Consider the following 16,451-nt stretch of genomic DNA (forward strand, 5'->3'; position numbering starts at 1 on the left):
GAATCTGTTGTGATTTGGCTAAAGCGCGAAGTTGAGAAGAAGTTTAGTCACCTGCCCTTGCACCCCCCTCCCGCGCGCGCCTATGATTGCGGCGCAGCATTTTCACCAGGACGGACAAGTATGGATATCACGCGGATCGGAGTTGTGGGCGCGGGGCAGATGGGCAATGGCATCGCGCATGTGTTGGCGGTTGCCGGATATGAGGTGCTGCTCAACGACATCAATCAGGATGCGTTGGACAAGGCCGTAGCCTTGATCGACCGCAATCTTGAACGGCAGGTCAGCCGCGAAAAGATCTCTGCCGATGAGAAAGCCGCCGCGATGGCGCGGATCGGCACGACGATGGCACTGACAGACCTAGGCAAAACAGATCTTGTGATCGAGGCCGCGACAGAGCGCGAAGAGGTCAAGCAAAAGATCTTTGACGCATTGCTGCCGCATCTCGAACCGCACACGATCCTGACCTCCAACACCTCGTCAATTTCGATCACCCGGCTTGCCAGCCGTACGGATCGGCCCGAGAAATTCATGGGCTTCCACTTTATGAACCCGGTGCCCGTGATGCAGTTGGTCGAACTGATCCGCGGGATCGCGACCGACGACGAAACCTATGATGCCTGCTTGGGTGTGGTTGAAAAGCTGGGCAAAACCTCGGCCTCCGCCGAAGACTTCCCGGCATTCATCGTCAACCGCATTCTGGTGCCGATGATCAACGAAGCGGTTTACACGCTGTATGAAGGCGTGGGAAACGTGAACTCCATCGACCAGTCGATGAAACTGGGTGCCAATCACCCGATGGGACCGCTGGAACTGGCGGATTTCATCGGTCTCGACACCTGCCTTGCGATTATGAACGTGCTGCATGACGGGCTGGCGGATACGAAATATCGCCCCTGCCCTTTGCTGACCAAATATGTCGAAGCCGGCTGGCTGGGCCGCAAGACCAAACGCGGCTTCTACGACTACCGTGGCGACACGCCAGTGCCGACGCGCTGACCAGCGCAGGTCAGGATTTGCTTAGCGCCAGCGTCTGTTCGCGAAGCCAGCCAACGAAACCGCGCGGATTACTGGCCCAGTCCTGGATTGCATCCCGTTCAATCGGATGCCCGACGACCGGTGCTTGCGGCTTGTCCAGCGCATGCACGACTTCATAAAGCAATAATCCCTGCCGAAGCGTCGCCGACACGCGGTTGGCCATCTGATACCAACGCGAATTGGAGCCGGGGAAATAGATCGGCAAAACGCGCGCCTCGGACCTTTGGATCATCTTGGCGGTGAACGGATTCCAGTCGGCCTCCACCGCTTCGCCCATCATGGTCGGCGACGACGCCACGACCCCCGACGGAAACAGAACGACCACGCCGCCATCCTTCAGATGCTGCATGGCACGTTTGCGCATTTCGAGGTTTTGTTGCAGCGCATCTGCCTCATGCGCAAACGGCACAGGGATCATGAATTGCTCGATCTCGCCGACCCCTGTCAGCAGCGAGCGGGTGAGAATCTTGTAGTCGGTCCGCACTCGGCCAATCAGTTCCGCCAACACCATCCCGTCGATCAGGCCGTGCGGATGGTTCGCGGTGATGACAAGCGGGCCTTCTTTGGGGATACGCGCGATCTGTTCAGCGGGAGTGGCAAGCTCTATTCCCATGACTTCCAGCGCCTGCTTCCAGAACGCCTGACCTTCAGGTACGCCCATCCCTTCAAATTCGCGAATGCGACGCAGCAAGCGAAGCTTGCCGGTCAGAAGTTCCATCACCTGTATGGTTTTGACCTGAAGCGCCCTGTCAAAAGTATTGGCATAAGACAATCTGCGCCGATCATAGGGTTGGTCGGCGAGATTGGTCCCGTCTCCCTGCCCCAGCAATTGCCGAGTCTTTCGCGGCATCATGTCAGGCCGAGGTTCCGTGCTGTCAACCAAATCAGGATTTCCCTTCCGGACGCCTGTCACATGTCCTCGCCAAACCGATCGGCAACCAGAGCTTCCACCGCATCTGCCAGCGCTCCGGCATCCGGGCCAGATATTTCGACTTCAATAGTGCTTCCTTTGGAGGCTGCCAACATCAAAAGCCCCATGATGCTGTCGCCGGATGCGTTCATCCCATCCTTGCAGACCTCTACGGAGGCATCAAAGCCTTCCACGACTTCGACCAGCTTGGCCGAGGCACGGGCGTGCAGCCCCTTTTCATTCACGACCTGAAGCGTGCGACGGATGAAGTTTGACATGATGCGCCCTAGTCCAGAGAAATATTCTGACTGTCAATATACTTTCGCCCGGCCTCCAGGGCCGAACGAACCGCATCGGTAACAGACATTTGGCGACTTTTTGCCAGTTTGATCAACATCGGCAGATTGGCACCGTAAAGAATGCGCCGGTTCATTGGCTTACATGCCTTAAGCGCCAGGTTGGAAGGCGACCCACCGAACATATCCGTAACGACCACCACGCCATCGCCATGATCGACGGCATCCGCTGCCGCACAAATCTCGGATTGCTTGACCGCACGGTTGTGATCGGCCTCGATAGAGATCGTCCGCACAGCTTGCAATTCACCAACCACATGTTCGACTGCCGCGAGATATTCTCTCGCCAGTCCGCCATGTGCAACGATCACGATGCCGATCAATTTCGGGCCTCTCCGCCAATTTTCACGATGCGAGACGTTTCGGCCGCAAGGCCAAGACGTTCAAGTTCGCGATGCCTTATTGACACCCGCCAGCCCTGTAGCGCAAGGGCAGCGGCGACGCATTCCGTGACGGCAACGGATCGGTGTTGCCCGCCGGTGCATCCGAAACCGACCGAAAAATGGGCCTTTCCTTCCTCGACCGTCGCCGGAAGCACAAAAGCAACAAGATCGGTGACCTTTTCAATGAACGGGGCATGGCGCGCATCGCGGCTCACATAGTCTGACACCGCCGCGTCCAGCCCTGTCAGTTTTCGCAGATCCTTCTGCCAGAACGGGTTGTGCAGAAAACGACAATCAAAAACCATGTCCAGCCCGTTCGGCAGCCCGCGCTTGTAGCTGAACGAATGCAAAGCGACTGCCATACCCTGCCCGGTCTCGGATCCGAACCAGCGTTGCACCTGCGCACGCAGGTCATGCGGCGTCAGGTCGCTGGTTTCGACCAACAGGTCCGCACCACTTCGCACCGGTGCCAACATGTCCATTTCGCGCGCGACCCCTTCGCCCGGTGCGTCGTCGGGCGATAGCGGATGGCGCCTGCGTGTTTCGGAGAATCGACGCAGAAGAACCTCTGCCCGACAATCCAGATACAGCAATTCGACCGTCACCCGCTGATCGTTGGACAATCGCGCCTGCAAACCCAACAAGCCTTCCGGAGAGAAATCTCGCCCCCTTGCGTCAATTCCCAACGCCATCGGGCGCAGCGATACGCCGTCAATCAGCCGCGGGATCAGACCAAGGGGCAGGTTGTCGATCGCTTCAAAGCCCAGATCTTCGAGCGCGTTGAGCGCAGTTGTTCGGCCGGCACCCGACGGGCCGGTGACCAGGATCACTCTTTGCGTATCGGCGTCAGGGGCAGCCATATCAATCTTTCCGTCCAAACATGAGATAGTGATAAAGCGACGCAGCAAAATGGGGGGTCGCGGGCCTGTGAAGAAGGGGAATGTACCGGCCAAGCAGCAAGGTGTTCCGCAGTTCAGGCATACGTTGGCCTTCTGTCTCGTCAAGGTCAACCACTACCGCCACACGAACCGAACCTGCCAAGGGCGCATTCAACAATCCTATGCCTCTGGCTTCGATCAACGGCGGCAGACCTTTCGGAGCGCGCGCAATAATTTCATCCGCACCGTCCCAACGACATAATTCCGTTCGGTCATCCGCAATGAGTCGCGCCCCAAGCGCCATCATCTCCAGTGCCAATCCGGACTTTCCCGCCCCCGATGCCCCCAGGAAGACCGCACCTTTGTTCCCGAGTGACACTGTCGAGGCATGCAGGATCGTGGACTGTTTGTTCATAACGCAAGCTTGCCTTCAATTCGCAACAGCGGTCCCTAATACATGACAATCGGTGTGGTCGGCTCGGACCACAACCGCTTTTCGAGACGGTTGTGACGAAAGCGGATTGGCTGCCTGACGGCAATAGCACATATAGAAATGGTGCGGATCAGACTGGAAGCCCGACAACAAACCGCGCGCCCGACGGCTCTGAGGTTATATCTGCTTCGGTCGGGCGAATGTTCTCCGCCCAGATAACGCCGTCATGCGCCTCTACAATTTGTTTGGAAATTGCCAGCCCGAGACCCGAATTGTTACCGAAATCGCCGTCCGGTCGCTGAGAGTAGAACCGCTTGAATATCTGGGTCAACGCCTGTTCCGGAATACCTGGCCCGGTATCTTCGACGACGACAAGCACTCTATTCTCTCGTTGTCTTGCCCAGATGCGGATCGCATCACCATCCTCGCAAAAGCTGATTGCGTTGGTGATGAGATTGACAAAAACCTGCGCAAGACGAGCTTCGAGCCCGTGCAGGTGAATTGGCACGTCCGGCAAATCAACAACAAACTCGATCCCGCGCTGACGCGCATCCTCGCCCAGAAACTCTGCGAGTGTCCCAAGCGTCTCCAATAAATTGAATTGGATCTCTTCTTCTTTGACCAACTCGCTGTCCAGCCGGGATGCGTTTGAAATGTCACTGACCAGTCGATCAAGTCTGCGCACGTCGTGTTCGATCACATCGAGCAATTTTTCCTGCTGATCGGCGCGTTTTGCGACGCGCATTGTGCCGACCGCAGACCGCAATGACGCCAGCGGGTTTTTTATCTCATGCGACACGTCCGCGGCAAATTGTTCATTGCTGTCGATCCTGTCGTAAAGCGCCGAAACCATGCCCCGTAAAGCGCCGGAAAGCCTGCCAATCTCGTCCGGTCGCGCGGTAAGGTCGGGAATACGAATGCGTCCGGTCGTGGCGTTGCGCCGATTGCGTTCGCGACCAAGTTCCGCCGCATCGGCGAGATCAGTCAACGGGGTGGCAATGGTTGAGGCCAGCAACAGACTTAGGCCGATAGAGACCAGAGTCGCGATAATAAACATCCGGTACATGCGTTCTCGGTCCGCTCGTTCCAGCGCGTCTATCTCGATTTCGGTCCGGACCAGCCCAACCGCACCAATTCCAAGGCCATTTCGGAAAATCGGGGCGACCACGATGAATCTCTGGCCGCCGTCAGTGCTTAGGATCATCTCGACATCAGACGTGGCGGTCGCGTCAGTCGCCAAGATCTGTCCTGCGATCATCCGCGTCCGGTCAACAGTAGATATCGGCGGCGCTTCGTCCTCCTGAACCAGGGCCAGCATCCACGACACACTTTTCCCGAGGCGTGAGAGTAACTCGCTGATGACAGGTCTTTCGACAGAATCTTCCGGAGCCATGCCCAAAGTGGCGACACGCTCAGCGATCAACGTCCCGGCTTGATTAAAAACGTATACTTCAGCACCGTTTCGTCGACTTAGCCCACCCAGAATAGGTTCGATATCGCCTTGATTAAGGGCATCTATGTCAGGTCTGATCAAATGGGCCTCGAACACGTCGGCAATCAACTCCGCCTCGGCAATGAGGTTCTGGCGACGGAGGCTGGCCCACCCATCGTCTGACGGATTGACATACAACAAGCCACCGATAACCACCGTCAAAGCGATCAGGTTGAAAAGGATGATCTTGCGCGTCAAAGGCGAATGTTTGAATGAAAACAATCTACGTCTTGATGGACGGATCAATAGTTCAGAAGCAGCGGCATCGTCCGAAACAGCACCATCAGCACGTCGTCCGCCGCTCCTACGTTCCTGGATGCCCTCCGCAAATGTCATAGTCACTCTTCATTGTAACGATAGCCAACACCATACAGCGTTTCGATCGCAGAAAAGTCAGCGTCTGCGATCCGCATTTTCTTGCGCAAACGTTTGATGTGGCTGTCGATGGTGCGATCATCGACATAAACTTGGTCGTCATAGGCCACATCCATAAGTTGATCGCGTGACTTCACGAACCCCGGACGTTGCGCAAGTGCCTGCAACAACAGAAACTCCGTAACAGTCAGCGCAACATCACGTCCCTTCCACTGTACAGAGTGGCGCATCGGATCCATCGTCAGATTGCCCCGCTCCATCAGCTTGGTTTCTTCCGCGTCACCGACAATATCGCTTTCCACGACTTCCTGCCGACGCAACAATGTCCGGATCCGCTCTACCAGAAGCCTTTGACTGAACGGCTTTTTCACATAATCGTCCGCGCCCATTCGAAGACCCAGAACCTCGTCGATCTCGTCGTCCTTGGAGGTCAGGAAAATCACCGGCATCGAAGATTTCTGCCGAACGCGCTGCAACAAATCCATTCCGTCCATGCGAGGCATTTTTATGTCGAACACGGCCATATCGGGAAGTTTCTTACTGAAACCATCCAGCGCTGCCTGCCCGTCATTATATGTCTCGACCTGGAAACCCTCGGCCTCAAGTGTCATCGCAACCGATGTCAGGATATTTCGATCATCGTCCACCAGCGCGATTCTCGACATTAAACCATTCCTTTCACTGCCCATTTTGCAGCCTCTTCTGCGACCGCATGCATACCAGTCCGCGCCACACACCGCACACGCGAATCATCTGTGCCCTGACCTTCCAGTTGTCGTGAGAAAACCTTACCAATCCCTTAATTTCCGACGTTCAAAAACCAGCCACGCAAGATGATTGCGCTAAACACTCCTTGGTTGCGCTAACTGTGCGTTTGCGTCCTGTTCACGACATAATTTGGCATGATAAGGACGGCCTTGCCCCCTGCGCTCTGCGGGGGATGGCGCGCATAAGAAGCTTGGCGCCACGTCTGCAAATCGCCGCGTCTCGTGCGGCTACAGGAGCTTGGAAAAATGACATTTGGACGGGTGAACCCGCAATTCCGCCTTGACGATCAGGGGATCAAGGGGCTGGGCAATGTCTATTACAATCTTATGGAGCCTGCGCTGATTGAAGCTGCTCTCAAACGTGACGAAGGGACTTTGGGTGAAGGTGGCACTTTTCTGGTGACAACGGGCAAGTTCACCGGACGGTCGCCCTTGGACAAACATGTGGTAAAAACCGACAGCGTCGCGGATAAGATCTGGTGGGACAACAACAAGGCAATGTCGCCCGAAGGGTTTTCTGCCCTGCTTGCCGATATGCTGGAGCATATGAAGGGCCGCGACTATTTCGTGCAGGACCTCGTTGCCGGCGCAGATCCCGCGCATTCCGTCGATGTCCGAATGGTCACGGAACTGGCATGGCACGGACTGTTCATCCGGCACATGCTGCGCCGCCCGGATCGTGACGAACTGGACGACTTCACCGCTGACTTCACCATCATCAACTGCCCCAGCTTCAAGGCCGATCCGGCGCGGCATAATTGCCGGACCGAAACCGTGATCGCGCTAAATATGGACGCCAAGATGATCCTGATTGGCGGCACGGAATACGCCGGTGAGAACAAGAAGTCCGTGTTTACTTTGCTGAACTACCTTCTGCCGGAAAAAAATATCATGCCGATGCATTGCTCGGCAAACCATGCGCCGGGCAATCCGGTCGATGCAGCAATATTCTTCGGCCTGTCCGGGACCGGGAAAACGACGCTTTCGGCGGATCCCAGCCGTGTGCTGATCGGTGATGATGAACATGGCTGGTCGGATCGCGGCACGTTCAACTTTGAAGGCGGCTGCTACGCCAAGACGATCAACCTCAGCCAGGAAGCCGAGCCAGAGATTTACGCAACCACCAAGAAATTCGGCACCGTGATCGAAAATATGGTGTTCGACCCCGAAACGTTCGAGCTGGATTTCAACGACGACAGCCTTACAGCCAATATGCGCTGCGCCTATCCGCTCGAATACATCTCCAATGCCAGCGCCAACGCGATGGGCGGTCATCCCAAGAATATCATCATGCTGACTTGCGACGCATTCGGTGTACTTCCGCCGATTGCACGGCTGACGCCTGCGCAGGCGATGTATCACTTCCTGTCCGGTTTCACGTCCAAGGTCGCGGGTACGGAACGCGGCGTGACAGAGCCAGAGCCCACATTCTCGACCTGTTTCGGGGCGCCCTTCATGCCGCGCCGCCCAGAAGTGTATGGCAACCTGCTGCGCGACAAGATCGCCAAGCACGGTGCAACCTGCTGGCTGGTCAATACCGGCTGGACCGGCGGTGCCTACGGAACCGGCAGCCGGATGCCGATCAAGGCAACCCGCGCGCTCCTGTCCTCGGCGCTTGATGCCTCTTTGGCCGACGCCGAATTCCGCAAGGATCCGAATTTCGGCTTCGAAGTACCCGTCTCTGTTCCAGGCGTGGCCGAGGTGTTGCTGGACCCGCGCCGCACATGGGAAGACGCGCAAGCCTATGACGTTCAGGCCGCGAAGCTGGTTCACATGTTTGCCGAGAATTTTGCGCAATATGTGCCGTATATTGACGATGACGTAAAAGCCGCCGCCATCGGCTGACGAGTCCTCTATCGCGAATGACAGGAGCGCCCGAGAGATCCTTGGGCGCTCTTTCCTATTTCGCGGCAAGGCCCGTTACGCGAACAACCCGCGGCGCAGCAGGTTCAGACCGGCAATCAGCAGCACAACCAGTGTCGCCTGCCGGAATGCCGCCTGGTTGATGCGGTCCTGCACCTTGGCACCGACATACATCGCGATCACACAGGGTGGCACAAGTATCAGCGAGAACCAGAATGTCGTTGCATTCAGCACGCCAGACCCGACATGCGCAGCAAACAGCGCGACAGCCCCGACAGCGTAGATCACCCCCTGAACGCGGACATGTTCACGCTTTTCCGTGTCCAGCGCCGTCAGATACGCGATTGTTGGTGGCCCCCAGACCCCGGACAGCCCGCCAATGACCCCGGCGAAACCGCCTACAACAAGTTCGATCATTTGTGATGGCCCGCGCGCCAGCCGCAACGGCACGCCGGCCAGCTGCAAGATCGCAAACAGCGTGATCGGAACGCCGATGATCAGCAGCATGACCTTTATCGGCAACACGCGCACAAACTGGGCGGAAAGCAGCAGCATCACCAGCATGGCAAGCAGAAAGACCCGGTAACGCGACACCGATTGCATTGCGGCGCGCGGACCATGTCGCAGCGCCTGCATGCCGTTCGTCACCAGCGTCGGCAAAATCAACCCGGCCAAGGCAAGCTCTGGCGATGCGAAGCTGCCAATCCCCGATATCAGGATCATCGGCAAGGCAAAGCCGACCAGCCCCTTGACCAGTCCCGCGACCACTGCCACCGCCAATGCACCTGCCAGTTGGGCAGGTGACATGAGATCGAAAATCACCTCCATAATTGCCGATAACATGCTGCACTCTGAATTACAGGAATATTTGGATGCGTAACTATTGAACAATATGGACCATGGTTTAGGTATTTTTGTTGCGCTGCATGCGCAAAAAGATTATGCCGTAGCGCAGAAAAGAAGGATGTGAATCATGGCCCATGACGGACAGGACCTGACGATGACCGACTCGATCTTGCTTCCCGACCTGCTCACACTGACCGGTGCGACCGTCGAACCCGTTGCGCAGGTTTTCGAGACCGCGCGCGCGGCTCTGCGCGAGCGGGTAAGCCAAGACGGGCGCGTTTCCGGCGCACGGGTTGAGGCCAATCAAAACGCCACCCACGGGCTTGCCTGGCTTGCGACCTATTCCGAAGCCCTGCGCCAGATGCAAAAATGGGCGGAACGGCTGCAAACGGACGGAAAATTTGGCGAGATCGAGCAATTGATCCACCAGATTGCCTTTGGCGAGTACCTCAATCAGATCATCGGCGGCATTCCGATGAGTCAGGGCGAAATCTCGCGCACCGGGGATCTTGGCCTTTCCCGCGATGACCTTGATCCACTGTCCACGCCACAGATCGAAACGCTGACCCAAAAGGGCAATAGTCAGGCGGCACGTTCCCGTCTCGTGGAATTGATGCAAGAGCAGTCGGCCAACATCACCTTCGGTGCATCGGGGCTTGAGGACGAGCTGGAGATGATCCGCGAGCAATTCCGTCGCTTTGCCGTTGATCGGGTCGAACCGCATGCTCATGACTGGCATCTCAAGGATGAGCTGATCCCGATGGAAATCATCGAGGAACTGGCGGAGATGGGCGTTTTTGGCCTGACCATCCCAGAGGAACATGGCGGGCTGGGTCTGTCCAAGGCCTCGATGGTAGTGGTGTCCGAAGAACTGTCGCGTGGCTATATCGGCGTTGGCAGCCTTGGCACCCGATCCGAGATCGCGGCAGAGCTGATCCTGTGCGGCGGCACCGATGCGCAGAAAGAAAGCTGGCTGCCCCGCATCGCCAGCGGAGAGATCCTGCCCACGGCCGTGTTTACCGAACCCAATACCGGGTCCGACCTTGGCGCGCTGCGCACCCGTGCTGTCAAGGACGGCGATGAATACCGTGTGACGGGCAACAAGACCTGGATCACCCATGCCGCACGCACCCATGTGATGACGCTGCTGGCCCGCACCGATCCTGCGTCAACCGATCACCGTGGTCTGTCCATGTTCCTGGCCGAGAAACCCCCCGGCACGGATGAGGCCCCCTTCCCCACCGAAGGCATGACCGGCGGCGAGATCGAGGTTCTGGGCTATCGCGGGATGAAGGAGTATGAACTCGCCTTCGACAACTTCTGCGTCAAGAAAGAAAACCTTCTGGGCGGCGAGGAAGGCAAGGGTTTCAAGCAGTTGATGGAAACCTTCGAATCTGCTCGGATCCAGACCGCCGCCCGCGCCATCGGCGTTGCGCAGGCCGCTTTGGACGTGTCGATGCGCTACGCGCAGGACCGCAAGCAATTCGGCAAATCGCTGATCAACTTCCCGCGCGTGTCGGGTAAGCTGGCGATGATGGCGGTCGAGATCACGGTCGCACGGCAGTTGACCTATTTTTCCGCTTGGGAAAAGGACCACGGTCACCGCTGCGATCTGGAGGCTGGAATGGCGAAGCTGCTGGGCGCGCGTGTCGCTTGGGCTGCTGCCGATAATGGCTTGCAGATCCACGGCGGCAACGGCTTCGCGCTGGAATACTCCATCAGCCGCATCCTGTGCGACGCGCGCATCCTGAATATATTCGAGGGCGCGGCAGAGATTCAGGCGCAGGTCATCGCGCGCCGACTGCTTGGCTGAAATCTGGACGACAACACCAAAAGAAGGCGGCGTCATTCGGCGCCGCCTTCCTTGTTTCTGGCCCCTTCCCTAGAGCCCGCAACGCATTTTGTGGTCAGCCGTCCTTTCGGATCGTGGCGTTTGTCGGATCATAGGGGCTGTCCTCGGTAATCTCGGCATCCCACAGCTTGTCGAACATCTTGACCTTCAGCATTGTGCCGGGTTCCGCAAGATCGGGACGCACATAGCCCATGCCGATGGATTTGCCGAAACTCACCGAATAACCGCCCGAGGTCAGCCGCCCGACCCGCGTTTCACCATCATACAACGCCTCGCGGCCCCAAGGATCGGCATCTTCCGGCCCGTCAATCAGCAATGTCACGCATTTTGACCGCACCCCGATTTCCTGCATGGCGTCCTTGCCATGAAACTCCTTCGACAGGTCGATGAAGCGCGGCAGATCGGCCTCCATCGGAGTGGCATCGCGGCCCAGTTCGGTCCCAAAGGCGCGATAGCTTTTTTCCTGACGCAGCCAGTTCTGGGCCCGTGCGCCGACCAGCCTCATCCCGTGTTCCTCGCCCGCTTTCATCAGCAAGTCCCACAGGTAGGTCTGCATCTCGATCGGGTGGTGCAGTTCCCAGCCCAGTTCGCCGGTATAGGCGACACGGATCGCGCGAACCGGACACATCTTCAACTCTATCTCGCGCATCGTCAGCCACGGGAACCGCTTGTTGGACAAGACGGTTTCCGGCTCTGCATCGCAGATAAGCTGGTTGAGAACGTCGCGCGTTTTCGGACCTGCAATGGCGAAGACCCCCCATTGGGTCGTCACATCCTGAATTTCGATATAGCCAAACTCTGCCGCCTTATCCTCGGCCGCCTTGCGCAGATAATCGGAATCGTAGGCCGTCCATGCACCGGCGGACACGAGGTAATATTCATCCTGGGCCAGCCGCACGATTGTGTATTCCGTGCGCGTCGTGCCTGCCCCGGTCAGCGCATAGGTCAGGTTGATACGCCCGACCTTCGGCAACCTGTTGCATGTGAACCAGTCAAGGAACTGCGTCGCGCCCGGCCCTTTGACGACATGTTTGGTGAACGCCGTGGCGTCGATCAGGCCGACGCCCTCGCGGATCGCCCTGGCCTCTTCGACGGCATATTGCCACCAACCGCCACGGCGGAAGGAATTTGTGCTTTCATCGAAATCCTCCGGCGCATCCACTGGGCCGTAGTAGTTCGGGCGTTCCCAGCCATTGACCTGACCGAACTGCGCCCCAAGCGCCTTTTGGCGATCATAGGCAGGGGCGGTGCGCAGCGGGCGGGCGGCAGGACGCTCTTCATCCGGCCAGTGCAGTTTCAACAGGAAAGGATAGGTTTCCTCGTTTTTCACCGTCGCATATTCCGAGGTCATCCAGGACCCGTAGCGCTTGGGGTCTAGCGAGGCCATGTCGATATCCGCTTCGCCCTCTACCATCAGCTGCGCAAGGTAATACCCTGCACCACCGCCTGCGGTGATCCCGAACGAAAACCCCTCGGCCAGCCACATATTGCGAAGCCCCGGCGCTGGCCCCAGCAGCGGGTTGCCATCGGGCGTGTAGCAGATCGGGCCGTTGAAATCGTCCTTAAGGCCGACCTCTTCGGTGGACGGAATGCGGTGGATGAAATCCATGTATTCCTGCTCGATCCGCTCCAGATTCAGCGGGAAAAGGTCGGCGCGGAAACTGTCGGGCACGCCGTAGCGGAACCGCGCGGGCGCGCCGTCCTCATACGGCCCCAAGATCCAGCCGCCGCGCTCCTCGCGCACATACCAGCGCGCATCGACATCACGCAGCACCGGATGCTCGCCATTGGTCTTGCGCCATTCTACCAAAGCCGGATCCGGCTCTGTCACGATGAACTGATGCTCGATGGGAATTGCAGGCGTCTTGATCCCCAGCAGCCGCGCCGTGCGCTGCGCATGGTTGCCCGTGGCCGTCACCACATGCTCGGCATGGATCACCCTCTGCTCGTCCGAAGCGACAAGGTTGCCGCCCCGCTCGACCATCTTCGTGACCGTCACATCCCAGTGGTCGCCGGTCCATTCGTAGCCATCCACCTGCCACTTGCGTTCGATCGTGACACCGCGCTGCCGCGCGCCCTTTGCCATCGCCATGGTCACATCGGCGGGGTTGATATAGCCGTCGGTGGGATGGAAGATCGCGCCTTTCAGATCCTCGGTACGCACCAGCGGCCAACGCTCCTTGATCTGGGCCGGTGTCATCCACTCATAGGGCACGTCCACGGTTTCCGCCGTGGTGGCATAGAGCATGTATTCGTCCATCCGCTCCTGGCTTTGGGCCATGCGCAGGTTGCCGACGACCGAGAAACCGGCATTCAGCCCGGTCTCTGCCTCCAGTGTCTTGTAGAACCTGATCGAATAGTCGTGGATATGGGTCGAGGCATAGGACATGTTGAAATAGGGCAGCAAGCCCGCCGCATGCCATGTCGATCCGCTGGTCAATTCGTCCCGTTCCAGCAGCATCACATCGGTCCAGCCGGCACGGGCCAGATGATAGGCGATTGACGTGCCCACGGCGCCACCGCCGACGACCAGAGCTTTGACATGCGTTTTCAACGGACGACTCCCTTATCCACCTGTTGCTTGCATAAGACGTAAAATATCGGCCTTCCGCATGGGGCATCCGACACAATCCGGCTTGAATGCGACAGGGGACGGATTAGCGGCATTCCGGGCTGGCAGAGGCTGTGGCTTTCGCGATCAGAAACGTTCCAGCAAACGCTCCAGATACTCGATCTCTGCATCCGGGCGTTCGCCATCGCCGGTGCGGCGACGGATCTCATCCAACAACTCGCGCGCACGCCGATAGACGTCTTCACCCTGCAAGATGCTGTCTTCGCTGCCAATCTGACCGTTGGTCCCGGCATTGCGCCCCAGCGGGTCCTGACGTTCACCGGGCTGCTGCCCGTCTGCCATACCTTGCTGGCCCTGATTTTGCTGCTCTTGGGCCATCGCCTCGCCAAGGTTGCGCATACCGTCGCGCAGCGCATCCATCGCTTCGGCCTGACGATCAATCGCTTCGGCAAGATCGTCGCCGCGCAGCGCCTGTTCGGCACCGTCCATCGCATCCTCGGCGCGGTCCAGCGCCTCGCGCGCGGCATCGCCGCCTTCGGTGCCCGCGCCGGGAAGGTTGCCGCGCTGACGCTCCAACTCTTGCCGCAAGGCACCCTGCCGATCGGCAAGCGACTGGCCGAGGTCATCACTGGCACCGGGCTGACCTCCCTGCCCGCGCTGCCCCTGACCCTGCTGACCCTGCTGACCCTGCTGACCCTGCTGACCCTGCTGACCAGGATTGAACTGTTCCTGAAGGTCACGAAAGGCCTGATCCGACAATCCTTGTTGTTCGCGCAGCGTGTCGGCCAGACCTTCCATCGCCTGTTCGCCCGGCGATTGCTGACCTTCCCCGCCCTCGCCTTGGGTGACGCGCATATTCTCCATCATCTGGCGTAATTCATCCAGCGCCTGCTGGGCTTCGGCCATGCGACCCTGCTCCATCAACTCCTGAATGCGATCCATCATGCGTTGCAAATCATCCTGAGACATTTGCATGGTCTCACCCTGCTGCTGAGCAGACTGATCGCCATCCTCGCCCTGCTCTTGCGCCTGACGGCTAAGCTGGCGCATGTAGTCATCCGTGGCATCGCGCAATTCTTGCATCAGCTCCGCGATTTCCTGATCCGTGGCACCATTGCGCATCGCCTCTGACAGTCGTTCCTGCGCGCGCCGCAAACGTTCCAGCGCGTCGCCCAGGTCGCCGTCCTCCAGAATCACGGCAAGATCCCACATTGCCTGCGCGATCTCGTCGCGTTCTTCCAAAGTCAGCTGGCCAAACTGCGTAAACGTCTCCAGTCGGCGCAGAATGGTCCGAAAGCGCAGATAGGTTACCGAAGAGCGGAATACCGCCTCGGGCTGGTACGACACGGCCCGCATGATCTGCGCGACGCGCGCCGCGTTGTCCCGGCTCCACAGCAGATCGCGGCGCTGTTCGATCACCGCCGCCGCAAGCGGCTCAAAGAACCGCCGCCCCATCAGCGTGATTTCTTCGACAGCCGGTTCACTGGACTGGCCCGCAGCATCCTCGACCGTCAATGTCACCGTGACGGGCATGTTCGCCCACGGATGCTGAGAGAAATCTTCGATCAGGATTTCTTCAAACTCCGCCCGGTCGCCGGAAATCGGCATCGGCAGTTCGACCGTGATGGGATCTTGCGGCTCTGGTTCCGCCAACAAACCATGACGACGGTCGAGCCGATCCATCGAAAGAGCAATCCGCGCCTGTCCGCGCACCACCCCGTGGTCATCTCTTGCGGAAAACGGCAGCGAAATCTCGCCGCGCGCCGAGGCTTCGACCTCGCCTTCCAGCGCAACCTGCGGCAGCTCGTCAAGGCGCATCAGCACCTCCCAGACCCGCCCGCCGGGTCCGTCAACCGACAGCGCGCCGCTTTGCGCAACCGTAAGGTCATAGGCGGTTTGCGCCTCGGCCTCCTGTTGCAACGGCACGCCAGAGATGTCCTCTGTCACCCGCAGCGCACCGACCTCGCCGTAAAAGCGCAGCATCACCCGGCTGCCTTCCGGCACGGTCAGTTCGCCCGGTGCAATATCGTTCAGGTAGAGCGCGGGCATTCGGGTATAGACCGGCGGTTCGACCCAACCTTCCCATGACGGTCCCGACGCCAGCGAGGTGCCGCCCGGTGTCATCGCCGTGACAGAGCCCATCTTCCAGACCGACCCGAACAGCAGACCCACGCTCAGCACCAGCAGTGCCACATAGCGCAGCGCGAAGGGGTCCGCCTTGGAGGCCCGCAAGTCCGGTTGCACAGCGGTCGCCGTCTCAAGGCGCGCGCGCATCCGCGTCTGATGCGCGGTCCAAACCGCGCGGGACGCCGCGTCGCCCGCACCGATCGCCTGATGATCCATGGCAGTTTGGATAGGCCGCCCCGGCATCGCCGCATCCATACGAGCCATCGCGCCAATCCGCGACGGCCAACGGAACCGCCGGATGCCGATCGTCAAAGTGGCCACAGACGCCAGACCCAGCGCCGCAGCCGCGCCCCAGACCCACTCTACCGCGACGCCGTCCTGAAGCCCGAGCATCAACAAAGCTACGGCCACAAACAGCACCGACCAAAGCGGCCAGAACGCACGCACGACGGCCTCTGCCACCATGCCCAGCCGGGTCAGCAGCAGCGGTCGCCGAATATGTCTGAGGACGTCGTCTGCCTGCCTGTCGGTCGCGGCCATGCGCACTCCTTTTCAGGGCTGT

Annotated in this window: 13 protein-coding genes; 3 read left to right on the forward strand and 10 right to left on the reverse strand. The window is 59.0% G+C overall.

Annotation, left to right across the window (positions count from 1 at the left end):
* Positions 1-120: 120 nt before the first annotated feature.
* Positions 121-996, forward strand: coding sequence for a 3-hydroxybutyryl-CoA dehydrogenase (locus DMZ65_RS12645; protein WP_116599257.1), 876 nt, complete (start codon positions 121-123; stop codon positions 994-996).
* 10 nt (positions 997-1,006) lie between these two features.
* Here DMZ65_RS12645 and DMZ65_RS12650 read toward each other — a convergent pair whose 3' ends face one another.
* From DMZ65_RS12650 to DMZ65_RS12680, 7 genes are all read right to left on the reverse strand, one after another.
* The gene (locus DMZ65_RS12650; RefSeq protein ID WP_116599330.1) at positions 1,007-1,885 is read right to left on the reverse strand and encodes a lysophospholipid acyltransferase family protein; all 879 of its coding nucleotides are present in this window, start codon (positions 1,883-1,885) and stop codon (positions 1,007-1,009) included.
* Between the two features lie 59 nt (positions 1,886-1,944).
* Entirely contained in the window at positions 1,945-2,223 is a 279-nt protein-coding gene (locus DMZ65_RS12655; RefSeq protein WP_116599258.1) for an HPr family phosphocarrier protein, read from the reverse strand.
* Between the two features lie 8 nt (positions 2,224-2,231).
* On the reverse strand, positions 2,232-2,624 hold the full coding sequence (locus DMZ65_RS12660; protein ID WP_084351938.1) for a PTS sugar transporter subunit IIA: 393 nt from the start codon (positions 2,622-2,624) through the stop codon (positions 2,232-2,234).
* Positions 2,621-3,544 (reverse strand): RNase adapter RapZ, encoded by a 924-nt coding sequence (rapZ, locus tag DMZ65_RS12665; protein ID WP_116599259.1) that lies wholly within the window; start codon positions 3,542-3,544, stop codon positions 2,621-2,623. The genes DMZ65_RS12660 and rapZ overlap by 4 nt, the downstream gene beginning before the upstream one ends.
* 1 nt (position 3,545) lies before the next feature.
* Complete coding sequence (locus DMZ65_RS12670) at positions 3,546-3,977, reverse strand: HPr kinase/phosphorylase (protein ID WP_116599260.1); 432 nt, start codon at positions 3,975-3,977, stop codon at positions 3,546-3,548.
* Positions 3,978-4,125: 148 nt separating this feature from the next.
* On the reverse strand, positions 4,126-5,823 hold the full coding sequence (locus DMZ65_RS12675; protein ID WP_116599261.1) for a sensor histidine kinase: 1,698 nt from the start codon (positions 5,821-5,823) through the stop codon (positions 4,126-4,128).
* A gap of 2 nt (positions 5,824-5,825) precedes the next feature.
* On the reverse strand, positions 5,826-6,527 hold the full coding sequence (locus tag DMZ65_RS12680; RefSeq protein ID WP_116599262.1) for a response regulator transcription factor: 702 nt from the start codon (positions 6,525-6,527) through the stop codon (positions 5,826-5,828).
* Between the two features lie 348 nt (positions 6,528-6,875).
* Between DMZ65_RS12680 and DMZ65_RS12685 the strand changes: the two genes are divergently transcribed.
* Complete coding sequence (locus DMZ65_RS12685; protein ID WP_116599263.1) at positions 6,876-8,474, forward strand: phosphoenolpyruvate carboxykinase; 1,599 nt, start codon at positions 6,876-6,878, stop codon at positions 8,472-8,474.
* Between the two features lie 75 nt (positions 8,475-8,549).
* Here the strand turns inward: DMZ65_RS12685 and DMZ65_RS12690 are convergent, their stop codons facing one another.
* Entirely contained in the window at positions 8,550-9,320 is a 771-nt protein-coding gene (locus DMZ65_RS12690; RefSeq protein ID WP_116599264.1) for a sulfite exporter TauE/SafE family protein, read from the reverse strand.
* Between the two features lie 145 nt (positions 9,321-9,465).
* Between DMZ65_RS12690 and DMZ65_RS12695 the strand changes: the two genes are divergently transcribed.
* Positions 9,466-11,151, forward strand: coding sequence for an acyl-CoA dehydrogenase family protein (locus tag DMZ65_RS12695; protein ID WP_116599265.1), 1,686 nt, complete (start codon positions 9,466-9,468; stop codon positions 11,149-11,151).
* Between the two features lie 94 nt (positions 11,152-11,245).
* Here the strand turns inward: DMZ65_RS12695 and DMZ65_RS12700 are convergent, their stop codons facing one another.
* Together DMZ65_RS12700 and DMZ65_RS12705 are read right to left on the reverse strand one after the other, a co-directional pair.
* Positions 11,246-13,744, reverse strand: coding sequence for a GcvT family protein (locus tag DMZ65_RS12700; RefSeq protein ID WP_116599266.1), 2,499 nt, complete (start codon positions 13,742-13,744; stop codon positions 11,246-11,248).
* Positions 13,745-13,888: 144 nt separating this feature from the next.
* Complete coding sequence (locus DMZ65_RS12705; RefSeq protein WP_116599331.1) at positions 13,889-16,429, reverse strand: TIGR02302 family protein; 2,541 nt, start codon at positions 16,427-16,429, stop codon at positions 13,889-13,891.
* Positions 16,430-16,451: the final 22 nt, after the last annotated feature.

The organism is Primorskyibacter marinus (assembly GCF_003313245.1).
Taxonomy (GTDB): domain Bacteria; phylum Pseudomonadota; class Alphaproteobacteria; order Rhodobacterales; family Rhodobacteraceae; genus Primorskyibacter; species Primorskyibacter marinus.